Genomic DNA, 17,468 nt, shown 5'->3' with positions numbered 1-17,468 from the left:
TTATTTAAAGCGGTGTCCGATGCGGACATAAAAACTGTCCGCGGACATCATTTTCAAGAACAAAAAATAAAAAGCACTTTAATATCAATGTGATAATAGTTGGCATATTAATCGTATAACTTTACGTATAATCGCTAATTGGAATTACCATGTTTACTCTAAGCTTATTTTTGCTCTCTCCTATTGCCGCCATTTGCACAGCAGCTTTATTACTGCTGTGCGAAAAATACATAAAAGCAATGTAGGGGGAATTAAATGATTAAAGATACCAGCGCACAAGACGTACAAGTAAAGGCACCTATAAGCTATAAGAAATACGCGATAATCACTGCGGTTATTTTCATTGCAGCCTCTACAATTGCTTATATTTTTTTAACGAGTCATAGCGCTAAAAGCTCTATTAGCCGCTCAAAAGTACAGGTTGCCAAAGTACACGTTAAAGCGCTCATTCGAGACATTGCCGCCAGTGGTAAAATTGTTGCTGCTAATGCTCCTAAAATCTACAGCCCAGAACGTGGATTTATAGATTTAAAAGTAAAGGCCGGCGATACAGTAAAGCAAGGCAACACACTTGCCCTGCTGCAAAGCCCTGAGTTAACTAACGAATTAAAGCAACAGGAGTCTGTACTTAAACGACTACAAGGCGAGCAGCAAAGGCAACATTTGCAAGCAAGACGCCAAACACTCACCTTAAATAAAACACTCGATATGGCACAAGTTGAGCTTAACGCCGCTGAGCGCGAAAATCGTCGCGCACAGTTATCAATTCAAAAGCACTTGATTAGCCAAATTGATCTTGAAAAAGCAGTTGATGATTTATCACGTGCAAGACTCACCTATAAACATGCGCAACAAGAGGTATTGCTTGCCAAAGACACGCTCGCCTTTGAACTACAAGCTGCTAAAAGTGATGTGACCCGCCAACAACTTATTGTTGATGATTTAATAAGAAAAGTAAGCAACCTATCTATTAAGGCTTCCGTTACAGGGATCGTGGGTAACCTACTTGTGCAACAAAAAGCCGCAGTGACGCAAAGCCAACCTCTTATGACTCTCGTCGACTTAAGTAATTTCGAAGCGGAACTTCAAGTACCTGAAAGTTACGCCAACGAATTAGGACTCGGTATGGAAGTAGAGCTTAAGTTAGGCAATGAAACAGTGATGGGGAATTTATCCGCCATATCCCCAGAAGTTAATAATCGTGAAGTAACAGCACGCGTCCGATTTAAAGGTGTTACTAACAACATTCGTCAAAACCAACGCTTAACTGCACGTATTTTACTCGACAACCGAGAAGGTGTAATGCAGGTAAAACGCGGCGCTTTTATGCAGCAAGGAGGAATTTTTGCTTATAAGGTAGAAGGCAATATTGCAAAGCGCATACCTATTACAATAGGCGCCACCAGCATTAATGCGGTTGAGCTTTTGAGCGGACTAAAAGAAAACGATGAAATTATTATTTCAAGCTACAGCGACTTTAAGCAAGCCGATACGATTTTATTAAATTAAACAGACGTTCTCAACCAACGCTAAAAATAATTAGGAACAACCATGTTACAAATGAACAATGTAAGTAAAGTATACCAAACAGAAATGGTACAAACCCATGCGCTTCGAGACTTTAACCTACAAGTAAACGAAGGCGAATTTATTGCTGTTACCGGTCCTAGCGGCTCAGGAAAAACAACCTTTTTAAATATTGCAGGTATGCTCGAGCCTTTTAACGAAGGTGAATACCTGTTAGATGGCGTTAATGTTGGCAGCCTAAACGATAACCAACGTGCTGATTTACGTAATCAAAAAATTGGCTTTATATTCCAAGGCTTTAATTTAATCCCCGATTTAAATTTATATGAAAACATAGAAGTTCCTCTTCGCTACAGAGGGATTAAAGCAAATGAGCGAAAACGTCGAATTGAGCAATGCCTTGAACAAGTTGGTTTAGCATCTCGCGCTAAACACTTACCTCAACAACTCTCTGGTGGCCAGCAACAACGTGTAGCAATAGCCCGTGCGCTTGCTGGTGAACCTCGTTTTTTACTTGCCGATGAGCCAACAGGTAACCTCGACAGCTTAATGGCTCGCCAAGTTATGGAGTTACTTGAACAAATCAATCGCGACGGTGCCACTATTGTAATGGTAACGCATGATAGCGAATTAGCCCGCCGTGCTCCGCGTAATATTCAAGTAGTTGATGGACAACTTGCCGACTTTACGCTTTATCAGGGCGCGCAAACTATAAAAACAGCATCGGGGGTTTAACTAATGTTTATTCATTATTTAGATTTAAGTTGGCGCAGCTTCAAGCGCACCCCACTGGTTAGCTTTTTAATGGTACTTGCCATTGCGATAGGTATAGGCATAACAATGACCAGCCTTAGTGTTTATCACATGATGTCGGCCGATCCTATCCCAGAAAAAAGCAGCCAACTTTACAGTGTACAATTACAAACAATGGACGATGGTAGTACGTGGCGAACAGAAGATAACATGCCACTGCAACTGACTTATCAAGATGCAGAGAACTTATTAAAGGCACCCTCTTTAGATAGGAAAGTGGCCATGATGCGTACCGGCTTTTCGGTTTATTTAGACTCTGACAAAATAAAACCTTTTATTGGCAGTGCCCGCATGACAACGCCAGACTTTTTTAGCATGTTTAATTTGTCATTTTTATATGGCGGAACGTGGAGCACAGAGCAAGAAAATTCAGCCGCACCCGTTGTAGTTATTACACAAGAGCTAAACGACAAGCTATTTGCAGGAAAAAACTCCGTTGGAGAACTAATTTACTTAGATGATGGCAGCTATCAAGTAGTTGGTGTTATTAACCATTGGCCTCTGAATATTAAATATTATGATTTAAATAACGGCGCATTTAATCAAGCCGAAGATTTATTTATGCCTTTTAGTTTAATTAAAGCAAAAGAGCTCGTTAGTTGGGGTAATAGCAATGGTTGGAAGCACGAAAACACGCCAACCTTTGCCGATAAACTGCAATCGGAGCAAGTATGGATCCAGTTTTGGGCAGAGCTAAATACGCTTGAACAAAAACAAGCCTATCAAAATTACTTATTAGCCTACATGCAAGAGCAGCAAAAGCGTGGTCGATTTAATCGTAAAGAACTTGAGTATAAACTTCGCGATGTAAACCAATGGATGCAGTACAACAACGTCGTCACCGAAGACAATAAAATTTTAGTGGGCTTGAGCTTTATGTTTTTAGGTGTCTGCTTAGCCAATATTTTAGGTTTACTTTTAGCTAAATTTTTACGCCGAGCACCAGAGGTCGGTGTAAGGCGCGCATTAGGTGCAAGTAAAAGACAAATATTTTTACAGCACTTAGTTGAGGTCGCCATGCTTGGCTTTATAGGTGGCCTACTTGGAATTGTAATAGCACAACTTGGCTTAATGGGCGTAGGGCAAAGCTACGACTACTATGAAAACTTAGCGACTATGGATTTAACCATGCTATTGAGCGCCCCATTAATTGCAATTACAACCTGTATTTTTGCTGGTTTGTACCCTGCTTGGTTAGTGTGCAAAACCAATCCTGCTATTTATCTTAAGAGCCAGTAAGGGAATACCACAATGTTAGAAATAAAACCTATATTTAATGCCTTATGTCGCTCAAAGGTAGGCGCTGTTTTACTGCTAATTCAAATTGCAATCACCACGGCAATTGTCAGTAATGCTGCATTTATTATTCAAGATAGAATTAGCTATTTAAACCAAGAAACAGGCTACCCTGAGCAAGATATATTTAAGTTTAATGTAATGACTTTTGGAAAGGATATTAACTTAAGTCAACAATTTGAGCTTGATGAAACCATGATCAGAGAAATGCCAGGCGTAGTCGATGCCGCATTAAGCAGTAGCATCCCGCTATCCGGCGGTGGTAGTGCCTCTAGTTTTAATTTAAAACCAGCTCCTCAAGAAGGCCTAAGTGTAAGAACCGCTTATTTCTTTATAGATGACCATGCTATTAATACCTACGGCGTTAACTTAATTGCTGGGCGAAATTTTACCGAAGATGAAGTGCTTGTAACAAATGAAATTACGCAAGAGCGCACCAATGTCACTATAGTCACTAAAGCCCTACTTGATGAGCTCTACCCTGATGGAGACGGTTTAGGGAAAATAGTTTATTTTGGCGACCTACCGCTTAAAATTATTGGCGTGATCGGAAAAATGAAAGGCCCGTGGCTCAAAGACAGTAAACCCGATAATCTTGCGTTTATTCCTTATATTAAAGCAGCAAGTTATGCACAAGTTGCCGTTCGTACAGAGCCTGGTCATCGAGCAGCTGTAATGAAAGAAATAGAAAATGCTATGCTCGAAAATTACAGCAAACGCGTTATTAACAACATTAAAGGGCTTGATGAATTAAAAAATGAGTATACCGCTCAAGATCGCCTTATGATGCGCATGCTCATAGTATTAATCACTATTTTAGTGCTTATAACCGCTCTCGGTATTTTTGGCTTAACCTTATTTAATATTAGCAAACGTACTAAGCAAATTGGTACACGCAGAGCACTTGGCGCAAGAAAGTCAGCTATTGTTAGCTACTTTTTAGTAGAAAATGCATTAATTTGTAGCCTAGGTTTAGCCTTAGGTGTAGTAACAGCAATACTGCTTGGGAAAATGTTAATGCAGTATTTTTCTGTAGCTGCACTACCGCCAAGTTATATAGCCGTTACCGCCATTGCCGTATTTTTAATGAGCTTACTTGCGGTATTAGCGCCGGCTAAACGCGCTGCTAATATTTCGCCCAGTATCGCAACTCGCACAATTTAACCTAGAATCCGCTTAAGGTAGATTTATTATCCAGAGTTTAGGTTACTAAATCATGTAAAAATCACTATGCTACAGTGATTAGTAAGGCAGTGTAGCCATTAAAAAATTATAAAAATAACCTATGACTCATAAAATACTCATTGTTGATGATAACCAAGCAGTACTCGATGCACTTTCATTGTTGCTCGAAATCCACGACTTTTCGGTAGTCACTGCAACAAATCCGTTTGATGCTCTGCAAATAGTTCGCTATCAGCGAATTGAGCTTGTAATTCAAGACATGAACTTTACCAGCGACACCACCTCTGGCGAAGAAGGTAAAGCCTTGTTTTATGAACTACGAGAAATAAACCCACACCTCCCTATTATACTTATTACAGCCTGGACCGAACTTGCTACCGCTATTGAGCTTGTAAAAGCAGGTGCTGCCGATTACTTACCAAAACCCTGGGATGATGCAAAACTACTAGTTTGTATCGCTAACTTAATAGAGCTAGGCAGTGCTAAAAAAATAGTTGCTGCACATAATCGCCATCAACAAGAGCGTGAAGGTACATTTAAAAGCGCAGACCTTGCCGGGCTAATATTTAAAAGTACTGCGATGGAACGACTGGTCACTATGGCGCTTCAAGTGGCTAAATCTGATATATCTGCATTAATTACAGGCCCTAATGGGAGTGGTAAAGAGTGCATTGCGCATATCATTCAAAAAAACTCCCCACTTGTATCGCAACCTTTTATTAAGGTAAACGCAGGCGCACTACCACAAGAACTTATAGAAGCCGAACTTTTTGGCGCTGAAGCCGGTGCATATACGGGGATAACCAAACAACGTATTGGTCGATTTGAAGCAGCTGATGGCGGTACGTTATTTTTAGATGAAATTGGTAATTTACCACTTTCAGGACAAATAAAATTACTACGCGTACTACAAACCGGCGAGTTTGAACGTTTAGGCTCAACAAAAACACGAAAAGTAGATGTGCGGGTTATATCGGCCACTAACGAAAACTTACTACAAGCAATTCAACAAGGTAGATTTAGGGAAGACTTATATTATCGCCTTAATGTAATTGAGCTCAATGTGCCTGCCCTAAGCGAAAGACAAGATGATGTTTTAGCACTTATTAGCCATTTTTTACCTCACCGAGAGCTGACTATAAACACAGAGCAAGCACTTCAACATTACAAATGGCCGGGTAACGTTCGAGAGCTAGAAAACGCTTGTAAACGCGTAGCGGTACTAAAACCTACAGGTGCGCTTACAGTCGATGACTTTGTACTTTCGTCACCGGTTACTGCTCAACAAGAAGCAAAAGCAGAGCCGACCAAACAAGAAATAGAACACGCAATGCGCGCTCATCAAGGTGTTATAGCCAAAGTGGCCCGTGAATTTGGTTTAAGCCGACAAGCACTTTACAGGCGGTTACAAAAAATGGGTATTGATTATTAATGCTAAACATTATTAGCAACTTTACCCTAAGCCAAAAGGTTGTATTAATTTGCGGGTTTTGTAGCGCGCTGCCTGTTGTTATTATTGCCGCGCTAAGTGGCTTTGATATTTACTACACTCTGTTTTTAATATTACTAACGCTTACATTTAGCACCCTGCTTTCAAGAGCTCTCTCCAAGCCAATAAAGCTTGGCATGCAATCGCTTGAAACCGGATTACTTAATTTTAAAGATGGTGAGCTCTCCAGTTTGCTTGCGTATAAAAGTAATGATGAACTTGGAAAACTATGCCAACTTTATAATCAAACCGCAAAACAGCTTCGCCAAGAAAAACAATGGATTTACCAGCGCGAGTTAATGCTTGATAAAGTATTGCAAAGCTCGCCGCAAGCGTTATTGCTGGTCAATGATAATAATACGGTGGTATTTAGTAATTTAATTAGCCGTAGTTTATTTAATAGCGCAACTCGCCTTGAAGGTATGCAGCTAAGTAAATTGCTCGAAAATTCGCCTCTGCAATTAGTAGCAGCTATAGAGCACGGTATTGATGGCCTCTTTAATATAGAAATAGAGAATCAAGACTCGCAAACTTGGCATTTAGCCACTGGGGAGTTTTTACTTAATAATCAAAAGCATCATTTATATATATTTAAACAGTTAACCCGTGAACTTAGTCGCCAAGAAGTTGCGGTGTGGAAAAAAGTAATACGCATTATTAGCCACGAATTAAATAATTCACTCGGCCCTATGTCATCCATGCTACACAGCGCACAATTGCTCGCAAATAAAGTTGATGAGCCTCGCCTTGCCCGTGTATTTGCAACTATTGATGAGCGAATTAGTCACTTAACTGAATTTGTACAAGGCTATGGCAAGTTTGCTAAATTACCTCAGCCACAAAAAACGCAAGTTAACTGGCAAAACACCCTCAATAATTTAAAAAATCACTGGCAATTTAGCTACGAAATAAAAAATTCACACAATGAATTACAAGCTGATCAAACACAACTCGAGCAGCTGCTGATAAACCTATTAAAAAATTCACACGAGTCAGGCTCCAACGCCAATGAAATACATATTCAGGTCGAGTTTGTACCCCAAGCATGTGTTATAAATGTAAGCGACTGCGGTAAAGGAATGAGCGAGCAAGTAATGGCAAATGCTTTAGTACCCTTTTATTCAACAAAAAGTACGGGGAGTGGTTTAGGGCTTGCTTTATGCAGAGAAATAGCAGAAGCGCACCAAGGGCATATAAGTTTACGTAACAAAATAGAGGGCGGCTTAAACGTTCAAGTGAGCCTTCCTTACTCATAAATTTACACAAATTAAAAACAACAAAGCCACTTAAAAAGTGGCTTTGTGTTTAAAGAGCTTAATAACCCGAGTTCAGGTTGAGTAATGAATTACTCTGCGTCAGCTTCTTTGTATTTAGCAGCAGTTTCTGTAATTAACGGCTGTAATTCACCGCGTTGAAACATTTCGATAATAATGTCACAACCACCAACTAATTCGCCATCTACCCAAAGTTGTGGGAATGTTGGCCAATTTGCGTATGCTGGAAGCTCAGCACGAATGTCTGGATTAAGTAAAATATCAACGTATGCAAATGGTTCACCACATGACATTAACGCTTGCGATGCTTGTGAAGAAAAACCACAATTTGGTAATTTTGGTGACCCTTTCATGAAAAGGATTATTGGATTTTCTGAAATTTGCTGTTTAATTTTATCAATGGTTTCCATCTACAACCTCAAAGTAACGATAGCTAAATATATTTAGGTCTTGAAAATAACTCATCGTGACCACAAATATATAACTTAAAATGGGCAAATAAAGCCGCAATTGAAATAGTCTTTCGCAATAGCATTGCTGTTTGCTTAAACTTGAGTAAAATACTCAACAATTATAGTAACACTATATTACCGCTTGGTATAGGTAACTGCTCTGTTTCAACAGGCATTACGTATTATCAAATGGACTATCAACCAAAGAAGATGGAGATAAAAAAATGGCATTTGAACTACCGTCACTACCATATGCAATCGACGCACTTGAGCCACATATTTCAAAAGAAACGCTAGAGTTTCACCATGGCAAACACCACAACACTTACGTGGTTAAGCTTAATGGTTTAATCCCTGGTACTGAGTTTGAAAACAAATCTCTAGAAGAGATCGTATGTTCATCAGAAGGCGGCGTATTTAACAACGCAGCACAAATCTGGAACCATACTTTTTACTGGAACAGCTTATCTCCAAACGGCGGCGGCGAGCCTACTGGCGCAGTTGCTGATGCAATCAACGCTAAATGGGGTTCTTTTGATGCGTTTAAAGATGCATTAAATGACAAAGCAGTAAATAACTTTGGTTCAAGCTGGACGTGGTTAGTTAAGCTTGCTGATGGTTCACTAGACATCGTTAATACATCTAACGCTGCTACACCATTAACTGATGATGGCGTTACGCCAATCCTTACAGTGGATTTATGGGAACACGCTTACTACATCGATTACCGTAACGTTCGTCCAGATTACCTTAAAGGTTTTTGGTCGCTTGTTAACTGGGAATTCGCGAACGCTAACTTCGCTTAATTAGCCTTTAAACGCTAATGTAAAAAAGACGCTTAGGCGTCTTTTTTTGTTTGTTGTTTATCACACCTAAGCGCCTCATCATTTAATAAAACGCTTTTAGTAACATGATCTTTTTTCACTTAAATTTTTAATTTTATTGCACAAAAATACACATTCGTGACTAGACTTTAAAAGGTAAGCACCTTTTTACAGCGGGTTTCGGAGGTTATTATGACGATTTTTGAGCATTACCAAGCACGATACGAAGCGGCACAGGAAGAAGAATACAGTATCGCTGAATTTCTTGAGATTTGTAAAACCGATAAGTCTGCCTACGCCAGCGCACCAGAACGCCTACTCATGGCAATTGGCGAACCACACATGGTAGATACCGCAACGGATGCACGACTAAGTCGATTATTTTCAAATAGAGTAGTTGCGCGCTACCCTGCCTTTGCTGATTTTTATGGTATGGAAGACGCCATTGAGCAAATAGTCTCTTATTTAAAACATGCGGCTCAGGGGCTAGAAGAATGCAAACAAGTGCTTTATTTACTTGGACCTGTTGGTGGGGGTAAATCATCCATTGCTGAAAAACTAAAGTATTTAATGCAACAAGTGCCTATTTATTCAATTAAAGGGTCTCCTGTAAACGACCACCCCCTCTCCTTGTTTGATCCTATCGAAGATTCAGACGTACTCAGCAAAGAGTACGGTATTAAACCGCGCTACTTAAAAACCATTATGTCGCCTTGGGCTGGCAAACGCTTAAAAGAGTTCAATGGTGATATTAGCCAGTTTAGAGTGGTTAAACGCTACCCTTCTATTTTAAACCAAATAGGCATTGCCAAAACCGAACCAGGAGATGAAAACAACCAAGATATTTCAGCACTGGTTGGTAAGGTCGATATTCGCCAGCTTGAGCACTTTGCCCAAAACGATCCTGATGCATACGCCTACTCTGGCTCTTTATGTTTAGCTAACCAAGGGCTGATGGAATTTGTAGAAATGTTTAAAGCGCCTATTAAAGTGCTGCATCCTTTACTTACCGCAACCCAAGAAGGTAACTATAACGGCACAGAAGGCATTAGTGCCCTGCCCTTTAATGGCATGATCCTCGCTCACTCGAATGAGTCTGAGTGGCAAACCTTTAAAAACAATAAAAACAACGAAGCATTTTTAGACCGTGTTTATATTGTAAAAGTCCCTTATTGCTTACGTGTAACTGAAGAAATTAAAATTTACGACAAATTACTTGAGCACAGTGAGCTATACAACGCGCCATGTGCACCGGGTACACTTAAAACATTGGCGCAATTTACGACGCTATCACGTTTAAAAGAGCCAGAAAATTCAAGTATCTATTCTAAAATGCGGGTATACGATGGCGAAACTCTAAAAGATACCGACCCTAAAGCAAAATCGTATCAAGAGTATCGTGATTACGCAGGGGTTGATGAAGGTATGACGGGGCTCTCTACCCGCTTTGCGTTTAAAATTTTGTCCCGAGTGTTTAACTTTGATACCACTGAGGTTGCTGCAAATCCGGTGCATTTGTTCTATGTGCTTGAGCAACAGATAGAGCGCGAGCAATTTTCAAGTGAAATAGAAGAGCGTTATTTAAGCTTTTTAAAAGGCTATTTAATTCCACAATATGTCGAGTTTATAGGTAAAGAACTGCAAACCGCTTATTTAGAATCGTATTCGGAATATGGACAAAATATTTTTGACCGTTATGTTATTTATGCAGACTTTTGGATACAAGACCAAGAATACCGAGACCCCGATACAGGACAACTATTTGACCGCGCAGCGCTAAACGCTGAACTTGAAAAAATAGAAAAGCCAGCGGGTATTTCTAATCCTAAAGATTTTCGTAATGAAATAGTGAACTTTGTACTGCGTGCCCGTGCACACAACAACGGCAAAAACCCACTATGGACAAGCTACGAAAAACTACGCACGGTGATTGAGAAAAAAATGTTCTCTAATACCGAAGATTTACTACCCGTTATTTCGTTTAATACTAAAACGTCTGCAGAGGATCAGCAAAAGCACGAAGACTTTGTGAACCGTATGGTCGAAAAAGGCTATACACAAAAACAAGTTCGCTTGCTTTCTGAGTGGTATTTACGGGTTAGAAAATCGCAATAACCTTCATAGTCGTAGTATATAGGAGGTCAATATGGCGCATTTTATAGATAGGCGTTTAAACGGAAAAAATAAAAGTACGCTTAATCGCCAGCGCTTTATTAGGCGCTATAAAAAACAAATTAAAGAAGCGGTTTCAGATGCGATTAACAAACGCAGCGTTACCGATTCAAGCTCTGGTGAGAGTATTTCTATTCCACAACGCGATATCAGCGAACCTACATTCCATCAAGGGCAAGGCGGGAATAGAGAACAAATTCACCCTGGTAACGATCAGTTTTCTACAGGTGATAAAATTGAGCGCCCTAAAGGCGGACAAGACGGTGGTGCCGGTGAAGGTGACGCCAGCGATTCGGGCGAGGGACAAGATGAGTTTGTATTTTCAATATCAAAAGATGAATACCTTGATTTACTGTTTGAAGATCTAGAACTTCCTAACTTACAAGAAAACCAACTTGATAAGTTAGTGCAAATGAAAACCCATCGCGCAGGATTTTGTAGCGACGGCATGCCAAGTAATATTGACATTGTCCGCTCTCTTCAAGGCTCGCTTGCACGGCGTGTTGCCATGAGTGCAGGTAAAAAACGCCGTTTAAAAGAGCTCGAAGAACAACTTGCTCTGCTGCTTGCTGGTTCACATAGCGATAAAGCGGCAATTGCTTTATTACAAAAAGAAATTGCAGCATTAAAAGTGCAAATTAAATCGGTCCCGTTTATTGATAACTACGATTTACGTTTTCGTAATTACGAAAAGCGCCCTCACCCCACCAGCAAAGCCGTGATGTTTTGTATTATGGATGTGTCAGGCTCAATGGATCAGCCAACAAAAGACATGGCAAAGCGTTTTTATATTTTGCTCTATCAATTTTTAACACGCAGCTATAAAGACATAGAAGTTGTTTATATTCGCCACCACACACAAGCTAAAGAAGTTGACGAACAAGAGTTTTTTTACTCCCAAGAAACTGGCGGCACTATTGTTTCGAGCGCTCTTAAATTAATGAACGAAATAATAAAAGAGCGTTATCACGCAAATGAGTGGAATGTATACGCCGCACAAGCCTCTGATGGCGATAACTGGGCGGACGACACCCCGCAGTGTGGTGAAATATTACGTAATAAGCTCTTAAGCGCAGTACGCTATTTTGCTTATATTGAAATAACCACTCGTGCTCATCAAAGCCTATGGCGCGAATATGAATCTATAACACACAGCCATAATAATTTCGCTATACAGCATATTCAAAGCGTTGAAGATATTTACCCAATTTTTAGGGAGCTATTTAAAAAAGGTCGTCAACAGCAAAACTCTGCATAGCCTAAAGCGAGGTAACATTATGAATGATAAACGATTGAGTGATGGCCCAGATTGGACCTTTGATTTATTAGATGAGTACCAAGGTGAAATTGCTCGTGTTGCAGCTCACTATAGGTTAGATACCTACCCTAATCAAATTGAAGTGATAACCGCAGAGCAAATGATGGATGCTTATTCAAGCGTTGGTATGCCTATTGGCTACAGTCATTGGTCGTACGGTAAAAAGTTCATTCAAACAGAGCAAAATTATAAGCGCGGACAAATGGGTCTCGCTTACGAAATAGTGATAAATTCAGACCCTTGTATTGCGTACTTAATGGAAGAAAACACCCTACCTATGCAAGCGCTTGTAATGGCACATGCGTGTTACGGACATAACTCATTTTTTAAAGGTAATTACTTATTTAAAACCTGGACCGATGCAGGTTCAATTATTGATTACTTGGTATTTGCTAAAAACTACATAAGCCGCTGTGAAGAAAAGCATGGTATTACACAAGTAGAAGCCCTACTCGACTCATGTCATGCATTAATGAATTACGGGGTCGATCGCTACAAACGTCCACAACAAATATCGCTATTTGAAGAGCAAAAACGCCAACAAGAGCGCGAAGACTACCTTCAATCGCAAGTAAACGAATTATGGCGAACTATTCCTGAGCAACAGCAAGAAACCAAAAAGAAAGTCCGCCATTTCCCTTCTGAACCTCAAGAAAATATTTTGTATTTTATTGAAAAAAATGCCCCATTACTGGACTCTTGGCAACGTGAAGTGATACGTATTGTTCGTAAAATTTCGCAATACTTTTACCCACAAAAACAAACTCAAGTAATGAACGAAGGCTGGGCAACTTTTTGGCATTACACCATCCTTAATCACTTATATGATGAGGGAAAGCTCACCGACTCTTTCATGTTAGAGTTTTTACAAAGCCACACCAACGTAGTTTATCAGCCACCTTATAACAGTAAATATTATTCAGGCATTAACCCATATGCTTTAGGCTTTAATATGATGGTTGATATTCGCAGAATATGTGAACACCCAACTGAAGAAGATAAACGCTGGTTTCCTGAATATGCAGGTAGTAACTGGCTAGATACACTGCATTTTGCAATGGAAAACTTTAAAGATGAGAGTTTTATTAGCCAGTTTTTATCGCCTAAGTTAATTCGTGATTTTAAATTATTTACTATTATTGACCATACTAATAATCCCCATTTAGAGATTGGCGCAATACATAACGACAACGGCTATAAGGCTGTGAGAGAAGCACTCTCAGCGCAATACAATTTAAGTAATCATGAGCCTAACATTCAAGTGTATGATGTTGATATTAGAGGTGACCGTTCATTAACCCTACGCTATGTACCTCATAACAATATTCCTTTAGCAAACTCGCACGAGGAAGTGCTTAAGCATCTTTACAGATTATGGGGCTTTAAAGTAAAACTAGAACAAGAGTCAAATTCTGGTGAAGTTTCAATGATTGGTCAATGCCCAATAGATGACTCTCGACACACAACACAATAATAAAGGGAAATACAATTTCCATACTGATTGGGTTTGCCCAGCAGATTGTAAAAAAACACGGTATTATTTAACCCTAAATTCTGGATATAAAAAATGACGCTTAAGCGTCATTTTTTATAACTTCGTAGGCTATTACTTTATTTCGCCCTGTATTTTTAGACTGGTACAGTGCTTTATCTGCAGCCTCTATCCAGCGCTCATGATTTTTAAAATCATTACTGCTACCAGCCAGCCCTATACTTACCGTCATTGTTATTTCAAAGTGTTTATACTTAACAGGGTTAGTTTCAATCAATACCCTTAAACGCTCAGCAAATATAAAAGCGCCTTCTTTGTCCGTATCAAGTAATGTCACTGCAAACTCTTCACCGCCATAGCGCCCTGCAACATCAGTCTCGCGCAGCGTCGTACGTAGTAAGTTAGATAAATGACGAAGCGATTCATCACCACAGCTATGGCCATATTCATCATTTATTTTTTTAAAGTGATCAATATCAAACATTAATAATGTACTACAGCCACCACTTCGCTTAACTCTTAAAAACTCTTGGCGTAGCGTACCTTCCCAATGTCCACGGTTTGCAAGCTGTGTTAAGCTATCTGTTTGACTTACTTGTTCTAATTTTTTATTTAACTCTTCAAGCTCTTTTTTATTTACCGCGACATCTGTTACATCATATAAAATAATACAAATATGGCTAACTTCGCCCATCGTATTGGTAAGAGGGATGAATGTCGCATTTTGATACATGTAATCAGCTTTACCAGTAATAGGTCGATAATTTTTAAACCTAAAAATGTATGGCTGCTGCTCCCAAATCGTAAAAGAGCGGTTTTTTAAAACAAAAACCGACTCAGATTTACTTCTAAACCATTTTTCGTCTATTGCAGGAAATAAATCAAATAGATCTTTATCTTTTACTGCGCTTGGTAGAAGCCCTGAATGGTTTTCCATAAAACCATTCCATACACACACCTTATAATCCCTATCGAGTACCACAAGGCCTACATCAACGGTATTAAACATATCCATTAACCAATGGATCTCATTCATTTCTAAATCAGCGGCCATAACTTAATCTTCTAATAGGTAAGCAACTTTGTATTTCAAAGTTTTAAGTGAATCTTCAGTAAATAACAGCATGAGGTCGCAATTTATATCATGGTTTTCAATACCGTAACTAATCTCTATTGCAAGGGTGCGTTGCCAACGTGACTTGTTTGATTTAACCAACTCAGATACATCTCTGTGTTGGCCAAGTACAATCGGGTGCCCTTGGCTAAATGACATATCGAGCTGTTTTGAAAGACCCGTTAAAATAGCGCCTATCAAAATATTACTAATATCCATAAGCAGCTCAAGTTCAACTTTATCGTTTAACTCGCCGTCATAGTTCATCAAAGAAGCTATTTCTTTAAAGCTTGAATCATTTAAAAGTAATAGCGCCTCGCCCGAAATACCACCACCAATAAAGCCCTGGCACACACCCGATGTAGCTGCGTTATTATCTATAGATTGTAGCGCCATATCGAGTTCATTAACTTCCAAAATATTCACATTAGGAATTGGTAACTCTACAAATACATTAAGAAGACGTGCAAGTAAATCCCCAGCCTGCCCCATAGCAACGTTAGTTAGCTCTTGGTATATATCCCGAACATCAGGGTCGACTTGCTCTCCTAGCGAATGAGAGAGACGCTCACGCATGGCTTTATCTTTAATCCCATGGTGTTCAATTATGCTGGCTAGTTTTTCGGGGGAACATGGTTTTTGAATAAAATCGATAGCACCAAGCTCAAGTACTCTTTGGTGTGCACTTGGTTGTATATCACCAGAGACAACAACAGTGAGAATATTAAGCCCCTGTTCTTTCATAGCGATTAATACTTCATAACCGTCCATTTCTGGCATGTTTAAATCGAGAAAAAGTATCTCTGGTTCAATTAACTTTATTTGCTTTATACAATCAACGCCGTCAAGTGCAAATTCAACTTTAATGTCCCAATCTTCAGGTAATGAGCGAGCCAACTGACGTCTAGCTAATTTCGAGTCATCACATATTAATACCGATGTTGACATATTATCTCTCTGTTTCTAAACCAGTAATGAGCATTAAAATCATTTTATGATGGTTTTTATTTTTATTATTGAAGATATCTTTTGTAACTTCATGTTAATCAAAGTTTAGCATAGTTACAATTTTTATATTTCAGAGCTAATACCCACTCTATTAAGCAGGTTTAATCACTTGGTAACTATAGCCCAGTATAATACACTGACGCCCATTGCGTTAATTTAAAAGGAAATACCTTATGTTACGTTCACTTGCCTTTGCTTTGAGTGCATTTTGTTCTGTGGCTATTGCAGCCGACTATCCAGAAAACACGCTTGATGCAGGAAAAGTATCCGCGCAAGGCAAACCAGTCACTTTATTAGGTCAAGGTATCTCAATTGGAGATAGTGCGCCAAACTTTAAAGTTGTTGATGACAACTTTATTCCAGTGACACTTGAGGATTACAAAGGCCAAGCTGTATTAATAAGTGTAGTACCGAGCCTAGATACCGGCATTTGTAGCCTGCAAACTAAGCACTTTAATGAAAAAGTAGCCTCACAATTCCCAAGTGTAGTTATGCTAACAATTAGTGCTGATTTACCATTTGCTCAAAAGCGTTTTTGCAAAGCTGAAAATATCGATAAAATCATTACGTTATCAGATTCTGTTTGGCGTGATTTTGGTCAAAAATACGGATTGATTATTAAAGATATGGGCTTACTAACGCGAACTGTATTTATTTTGGATGAAAGCCATAACGTCATTTATAAACAGTTAGTTAGTAGCCTTTCAACGGAACCTGAATACAACAGCGTGATTGAAAAACTTAAAACACTGTAAAGTCCATTAAGTAGCACTAATTAAGCAATGCTAAATAGCCTTAAAACAAAAAACCGCCAATTGGCGGTTTTTTAATGTGCTTTTATAATTAACCTAAAAGTTCACCAAGTTGTTGGCTAACAGTTTCAACAGCTTGTGTACCATCTAGTTTATGGTATTGAGTATTACCAGCAGCCGCTTCTGCTTGATAGTAATCAACCAATGGCATAGTTTGCTCGTGGTAAATACCTAAACGTTTACGTACTGTTTCTTCAGTATCATCAGCGCGAACAATTAAGTCTTCGCCAGTTTCGTTGTCTTTACCTTCCACTTTTGGTGGATTATAAACAACGTGATAAACACGACCAGAACCAGGATGAACACGACGTCCGCCCATACGCTCAACAATGACTTCATCAGCCACGTCAAATTCAATAACGTGATCAACCACTACGCCATTTTCTTTCATTGCATCCGCTTGTGGGATTGTACGCGGGAAGCCATCAAGTAAAAAACCTTTCTCACAATCCGCTTTAGTAATACGCTCTTTAACTAAACCAATAATAATATCGTCAGAAATTAGTTGACCAGCATCCATTACTTTTTTTGCTTCTAGACCCAGTGGCGTGCCTTCTTTAATTGCTGCACGTAACATATCGCCAGTAGAAATTTGTGGAATACCGTATTTGTCCATTAAAAACTGAGCTTGAGTACCTTTACCTGCACCCGGCGCGCCCAAAAGAATAATGCGCATATTATTGTCCCCTAGT

Annotated in this window: 15 protein-coding genes; 11 read left to right on the top strand and 4 right to left on the bottom strand. The window is 39.4% G+C overall.

What is annotated here, in order from left to right:
* Window positions 1–255: 255 nt before the first annotated feature.
* The 6 genes from H5087_RS08020 to H5087_RS07995 all read left to right on the top strand — a co-directional run bounded on the left by H5087_RS08020 (window position 256) and on the right by H5087_RS07995 (window position 7,566).
* A complete protein-coding gene (locus H5087_RS08020; RefSeq protein ID WP_182671677.1) occupies window positions 256–1,509 on the top strand; it encodes an efflux RND transporter periplasmic adaptor subunit in 1,254 nt (417 codons plus the stop codon).
* 42 nt (window positions 1,510–1,551) lie between these two features.
* Window positions 1,552–2,262 (top strand): ABC transporter ATP-binding protein, encoded by a 711-nt coding sequence (locus H5087_RS08015; protein ID WP_004335374.1) that lies wholly within the window; start codon window positions 1,552–1,554, stop codon window positions 2,260–2,262.
* Between the two features lie 3 nt (window positions 2,263–2,265).
* Window positions 2,266–3,579, top strand: a complete 1,314-nt coding sequence (locus H5087_RS08010; RefSeq protein ID WP_182671676.1) for an ABC transporter permease — start codon at window positions 2,266–2,268, stop codon at window positions 3,577–3,579.
* A gap of 12 nt (window positions 3,580–3,591) precedes the next feature.
* Window positions 3,592–4,800, top strand: coding sequence for an ABC transporter permease (locus tag H5087_RS08005; protein WP_182671675.1), 1,209 nt, complete (start codon window positions 3,592–3,594; stop codon window positions 4,798–4,800).
* A gap of 121 nt (window positions 4,801–4,921) precedes the next feature.
* Complete coding sequence (locus H5087_RS08000; RefSeq protein WP_182671674.1) at window positions 4,922–6,253, top strand: sigma-54 dependent transcriptional regulator; 1,332 nt, start codon at window positions 4,922–4,924, stop codon at window positions 6,251–6,253.
* The gene (locus tag H5087_RS07995) at window positions 6,253–7,566 is read left to right on the top strand and encodes a PAS domain-containing sensor histidine kinase (protein ID WP_182671673.1); all 1,314 of its coding nucleotides are present in this window, start codon (window positions 6,253–6,255) and stop codon (window positions 7,564–7,566) included. Before H5087_RS08000 ends, H5087_RS07995 begins: the two co-directional genes overlap by 1 nt.
* An 89-nt stretch (window positions 7,567–7,655) precedes the next feature.
* Here the strand turns inward: H5087_RS07995 and H5087_RS07990 are convergent, their stop codons facing one another.
* On the bottom strand, window positions 7,656–7,994 hold the full coding sequence (locus H5087_RS07990; protein WP_004335359.1) for a Grx4 family monothiol glutaredoxin: 339 nt from the start codon (window positions 7,992–7,994) through the stop codon (window positions 7,656–7,658).
* Window positions 7,995–8,260: 266 nt separating this feature from the next.
* Between H5087_RS07990 and H5087_RS07985 the strand changes: the two genes are divergently transcribed.
* The 4 genes from H5087_RS07985 to H5087_RS07970 all read left to right on the top strand — a co-directional run bounded on the left by H5087_RS07985 (window position 8,261) and on the right by H5087_RS07970 (window position 13,824).
* Window positions 8,261–8,842, top strand: a complete 582-nt coding sequence (locus H5087_RS07985; RefSeq protein ID WP_002960323.1) for a superoxide dismutase — start codon at window positions 8,261–8,263, stop codon at window positions 8,840–8,842.
* Window positions 8,843–9,052: 210 nt separating this feature from the next.
* Window positions 9,053–10,975, top strand: a complete 1,923-nt coding sequence (locus tag H5087_RS07980; RefSeq protein WP_182671672.1) for a PrkA family serine protein kinase — start codon at window positions 9,053–9,055, stop codon at window positions 10,973–10,975.
* Between the two features lie 31 nt (window positions 10,976–11,006).
* A complete protein-coding gene (locus H5087_RS07975) occupies window positions 11,007–12,290 on the top strand; it encodes a YeaH/YhbH family protein (RefSeq protein ID WP_182671671.1) in 1,284 nt (427 codons plus the stop codon).
* A 19-nt stretch (window positions 12,291–12,309) separates the two neighbouring features.
* A complete protein-coding gene (locus H5087_RS07970) occupies window positions 12,310–13,824 on the top strand; it encodes a SpoVR family protein (protein ID WP_182671670.1) in 1,515 nt (504 codons plus the stop codon).
* 100 nt (window positions 13,825–13,924) lie between these two features.
* On the opposite strand, the gene H5087_RS07965 is transcribed toward H5087_RS07970, so the two are convergent.
* Both H5087_RS07965 and H5087_RS07960 read right to left on the bottom strand, forming a co-directional pair.
* The gene (locus tag H5087_RS07965; RefSeq protein WP_182671669.1) at window positions 13,925–14,896 is read right to left on the bottom strand and encodes a diguanylate cyclase; all 972 of its coding nucleotides are present in this window, start codon (window positions 14,894–14,896) and stop codon (window positions 13,925–13,927) included.
* Between the two features lie 3 nt (window positions 14,897–14,899).
* Window positions 14,900–15,904, bottom strand: coding sequence for a response regulator (locus H5087_RS07960; RefSeq protein WP_024590825.1), 1,005 nt, complete (start codon window positions 15,902–15,904; stop codon window positions 14,900–14,902).
* A gap of 233 nt (window positions 15,905–16,137) precedes the next feature.
* On the opposite strand from H5087_RS07960, the gene tpx reads away from it, so the two are divergent.
* Window positions 16,138–16,719 (top strand): thiol peroxidase, encoded by a 582-nt coding sequence (gene tpx, locus H5087_RS07955; protein WP_182671668.1) that lies wholly within the window; start codon window positions 16,138–16,140, stop codon window positions 16,717–16,719.
* 88 nt (window positions 16,720–16,807) lie between these two features.
* Here the strand turns inward: tpx and adk are convergent, their stop codons facing one another.
* Window positions 16,808–17,452, bottom strand: coding sequence for an adenylate kinase (gene adk, locus H5087_RS07950; RefSeq protein WP_002962321.1), 645 nt, complete (start codon window positions 17,450–17,452; stop codon window positions 16,808–16,810).
* Window positions 17,453–17,468 lie beyond the last annotated feature (16 nt).

This window comes from Pseudoalteromonas sp. SR43-7 (genome assembly GCF_014163785.1).
GTDB lineage: Bacteria > Pseudomonadota > Gammaproteobacteria > Enterobacterales > Alteromonadaceae > Pseudoalteromonas > Pseudoalteromonas distincta.
The sequence above is the reverse complement of the archived record's forward strand: the minus strand, read 5'-3'. Positions and strand labels throughout refer to the sequence as shown.

What these genes read in the sequence shown, in the direction of transcription:
- H5087_RS08020 (WP_182671677.1), top strand. Translation starts at nt 256, where the DNA reads ATGATTAAAGATACCAGCGCACAAGACGTACAAGTAAAGGCACCTATA.
- H5087_RS08015 (WP_004335374.1), top strand. Translation starts at nt 1,552, where the DNA reads ATGTTACAAATGAACAATGTAAGTAAAGTATACCAAACAGAAATGGTA.
- H5087_RS08010 (WP_182671676.1), top strand. Translation starts at nt 2,266, where the DNA reads ATGTTTATTCATTATTTAGATTTAAGTTGGCGCAGCTTCAAGCGCACC.
- H5087_RS08005 (WP_182671675.1), top strand. Translation starts at nt 3,592, where the DNA reads ATGTTAGAAATAAAACCTATATTTAATGCCTTATGTCGCTCAAAGGTA.
- H5087_RS08000 (WP_182671674.1), top strand. Translation starts at nt 4,922, where the DNA reads ATGACTCATAAAATACTCATTGTTGATGATAACCAAGCAGTACTCGAT.
- H5087_RS07995 (WP_182671673.1), top strand. Translation starts at nt 6,253, where the DNA reads ATGCTAAACATTATTAGCAACTTTACCCTAAGCCAAAAGGTTGTATTA.
- H5087_RS07990 (WP_004335359.1), bottom strand. Translation starts at nt 7,994, where the DNA reads ATGGAAACCATTGATAAAATTAAACAGCAAATTTCAGAAAATCCAATA.
- H5087_RS07985 (WP_002960323.1), top strand. Translation starts at nt 8,261, where the DNA reads ATGGCATTTGAACTACCGTCACTACCATATGCAATCGACGCACTTGAG.
- H5087_RS07980 (WP_182671672.1), top strand. Translation starts at nt 9,053, where the DNA reads ATGACGATTTTTGAGCATTACCAAGCACGATACGAAGCGGCACAGGAA.
- H5087_RS07975 (WP_182671671.1), top strand. Translation starts at nt 11,007, where the DNA reads ATGGCGCATTTTATAGATAGGCGTTTAAACGGAAAAAATAAAAGTACG.
- H5087_RS07970 (WP_182671670.1), top strand. Translation starts at nt 12,310, where the DNA reads ATGAATGATAAACGATTGAGTGATGGCCCAGATTGGACCTTTGATTTA.
- H5087_RS07965 (WP_182671669.1), bottom strand. Translation starts at nt 14,896, where the DNA reads ATGGCCGCTGATTTAGAAATGAATGAGATCCATTGGTTAATGGATATG.
- H5087_RS07960 (WP_024590825.1), bottom strand. Translation starts at nt 15,904, where the DNA reads ATGTCAACATCGGTATTAATATGTGATGACTCGAAATTAGCTAGACGT.
- tpx (WP_182671668.1), top strand. Translation starts at nt 16,138, where the DNA reads ATGTTACGTTCACTTGCCTTTGCTTTGAGTGCATTTTGTTCTGTGGCT.
- adk (WP_002962321.1), bottom strand. Translation starts at nt 17,452, where the DNA reads ATGCGCATTATTCTTTTGGGCGCGCCGGGTGCAGGTAAAGGTACTCAA.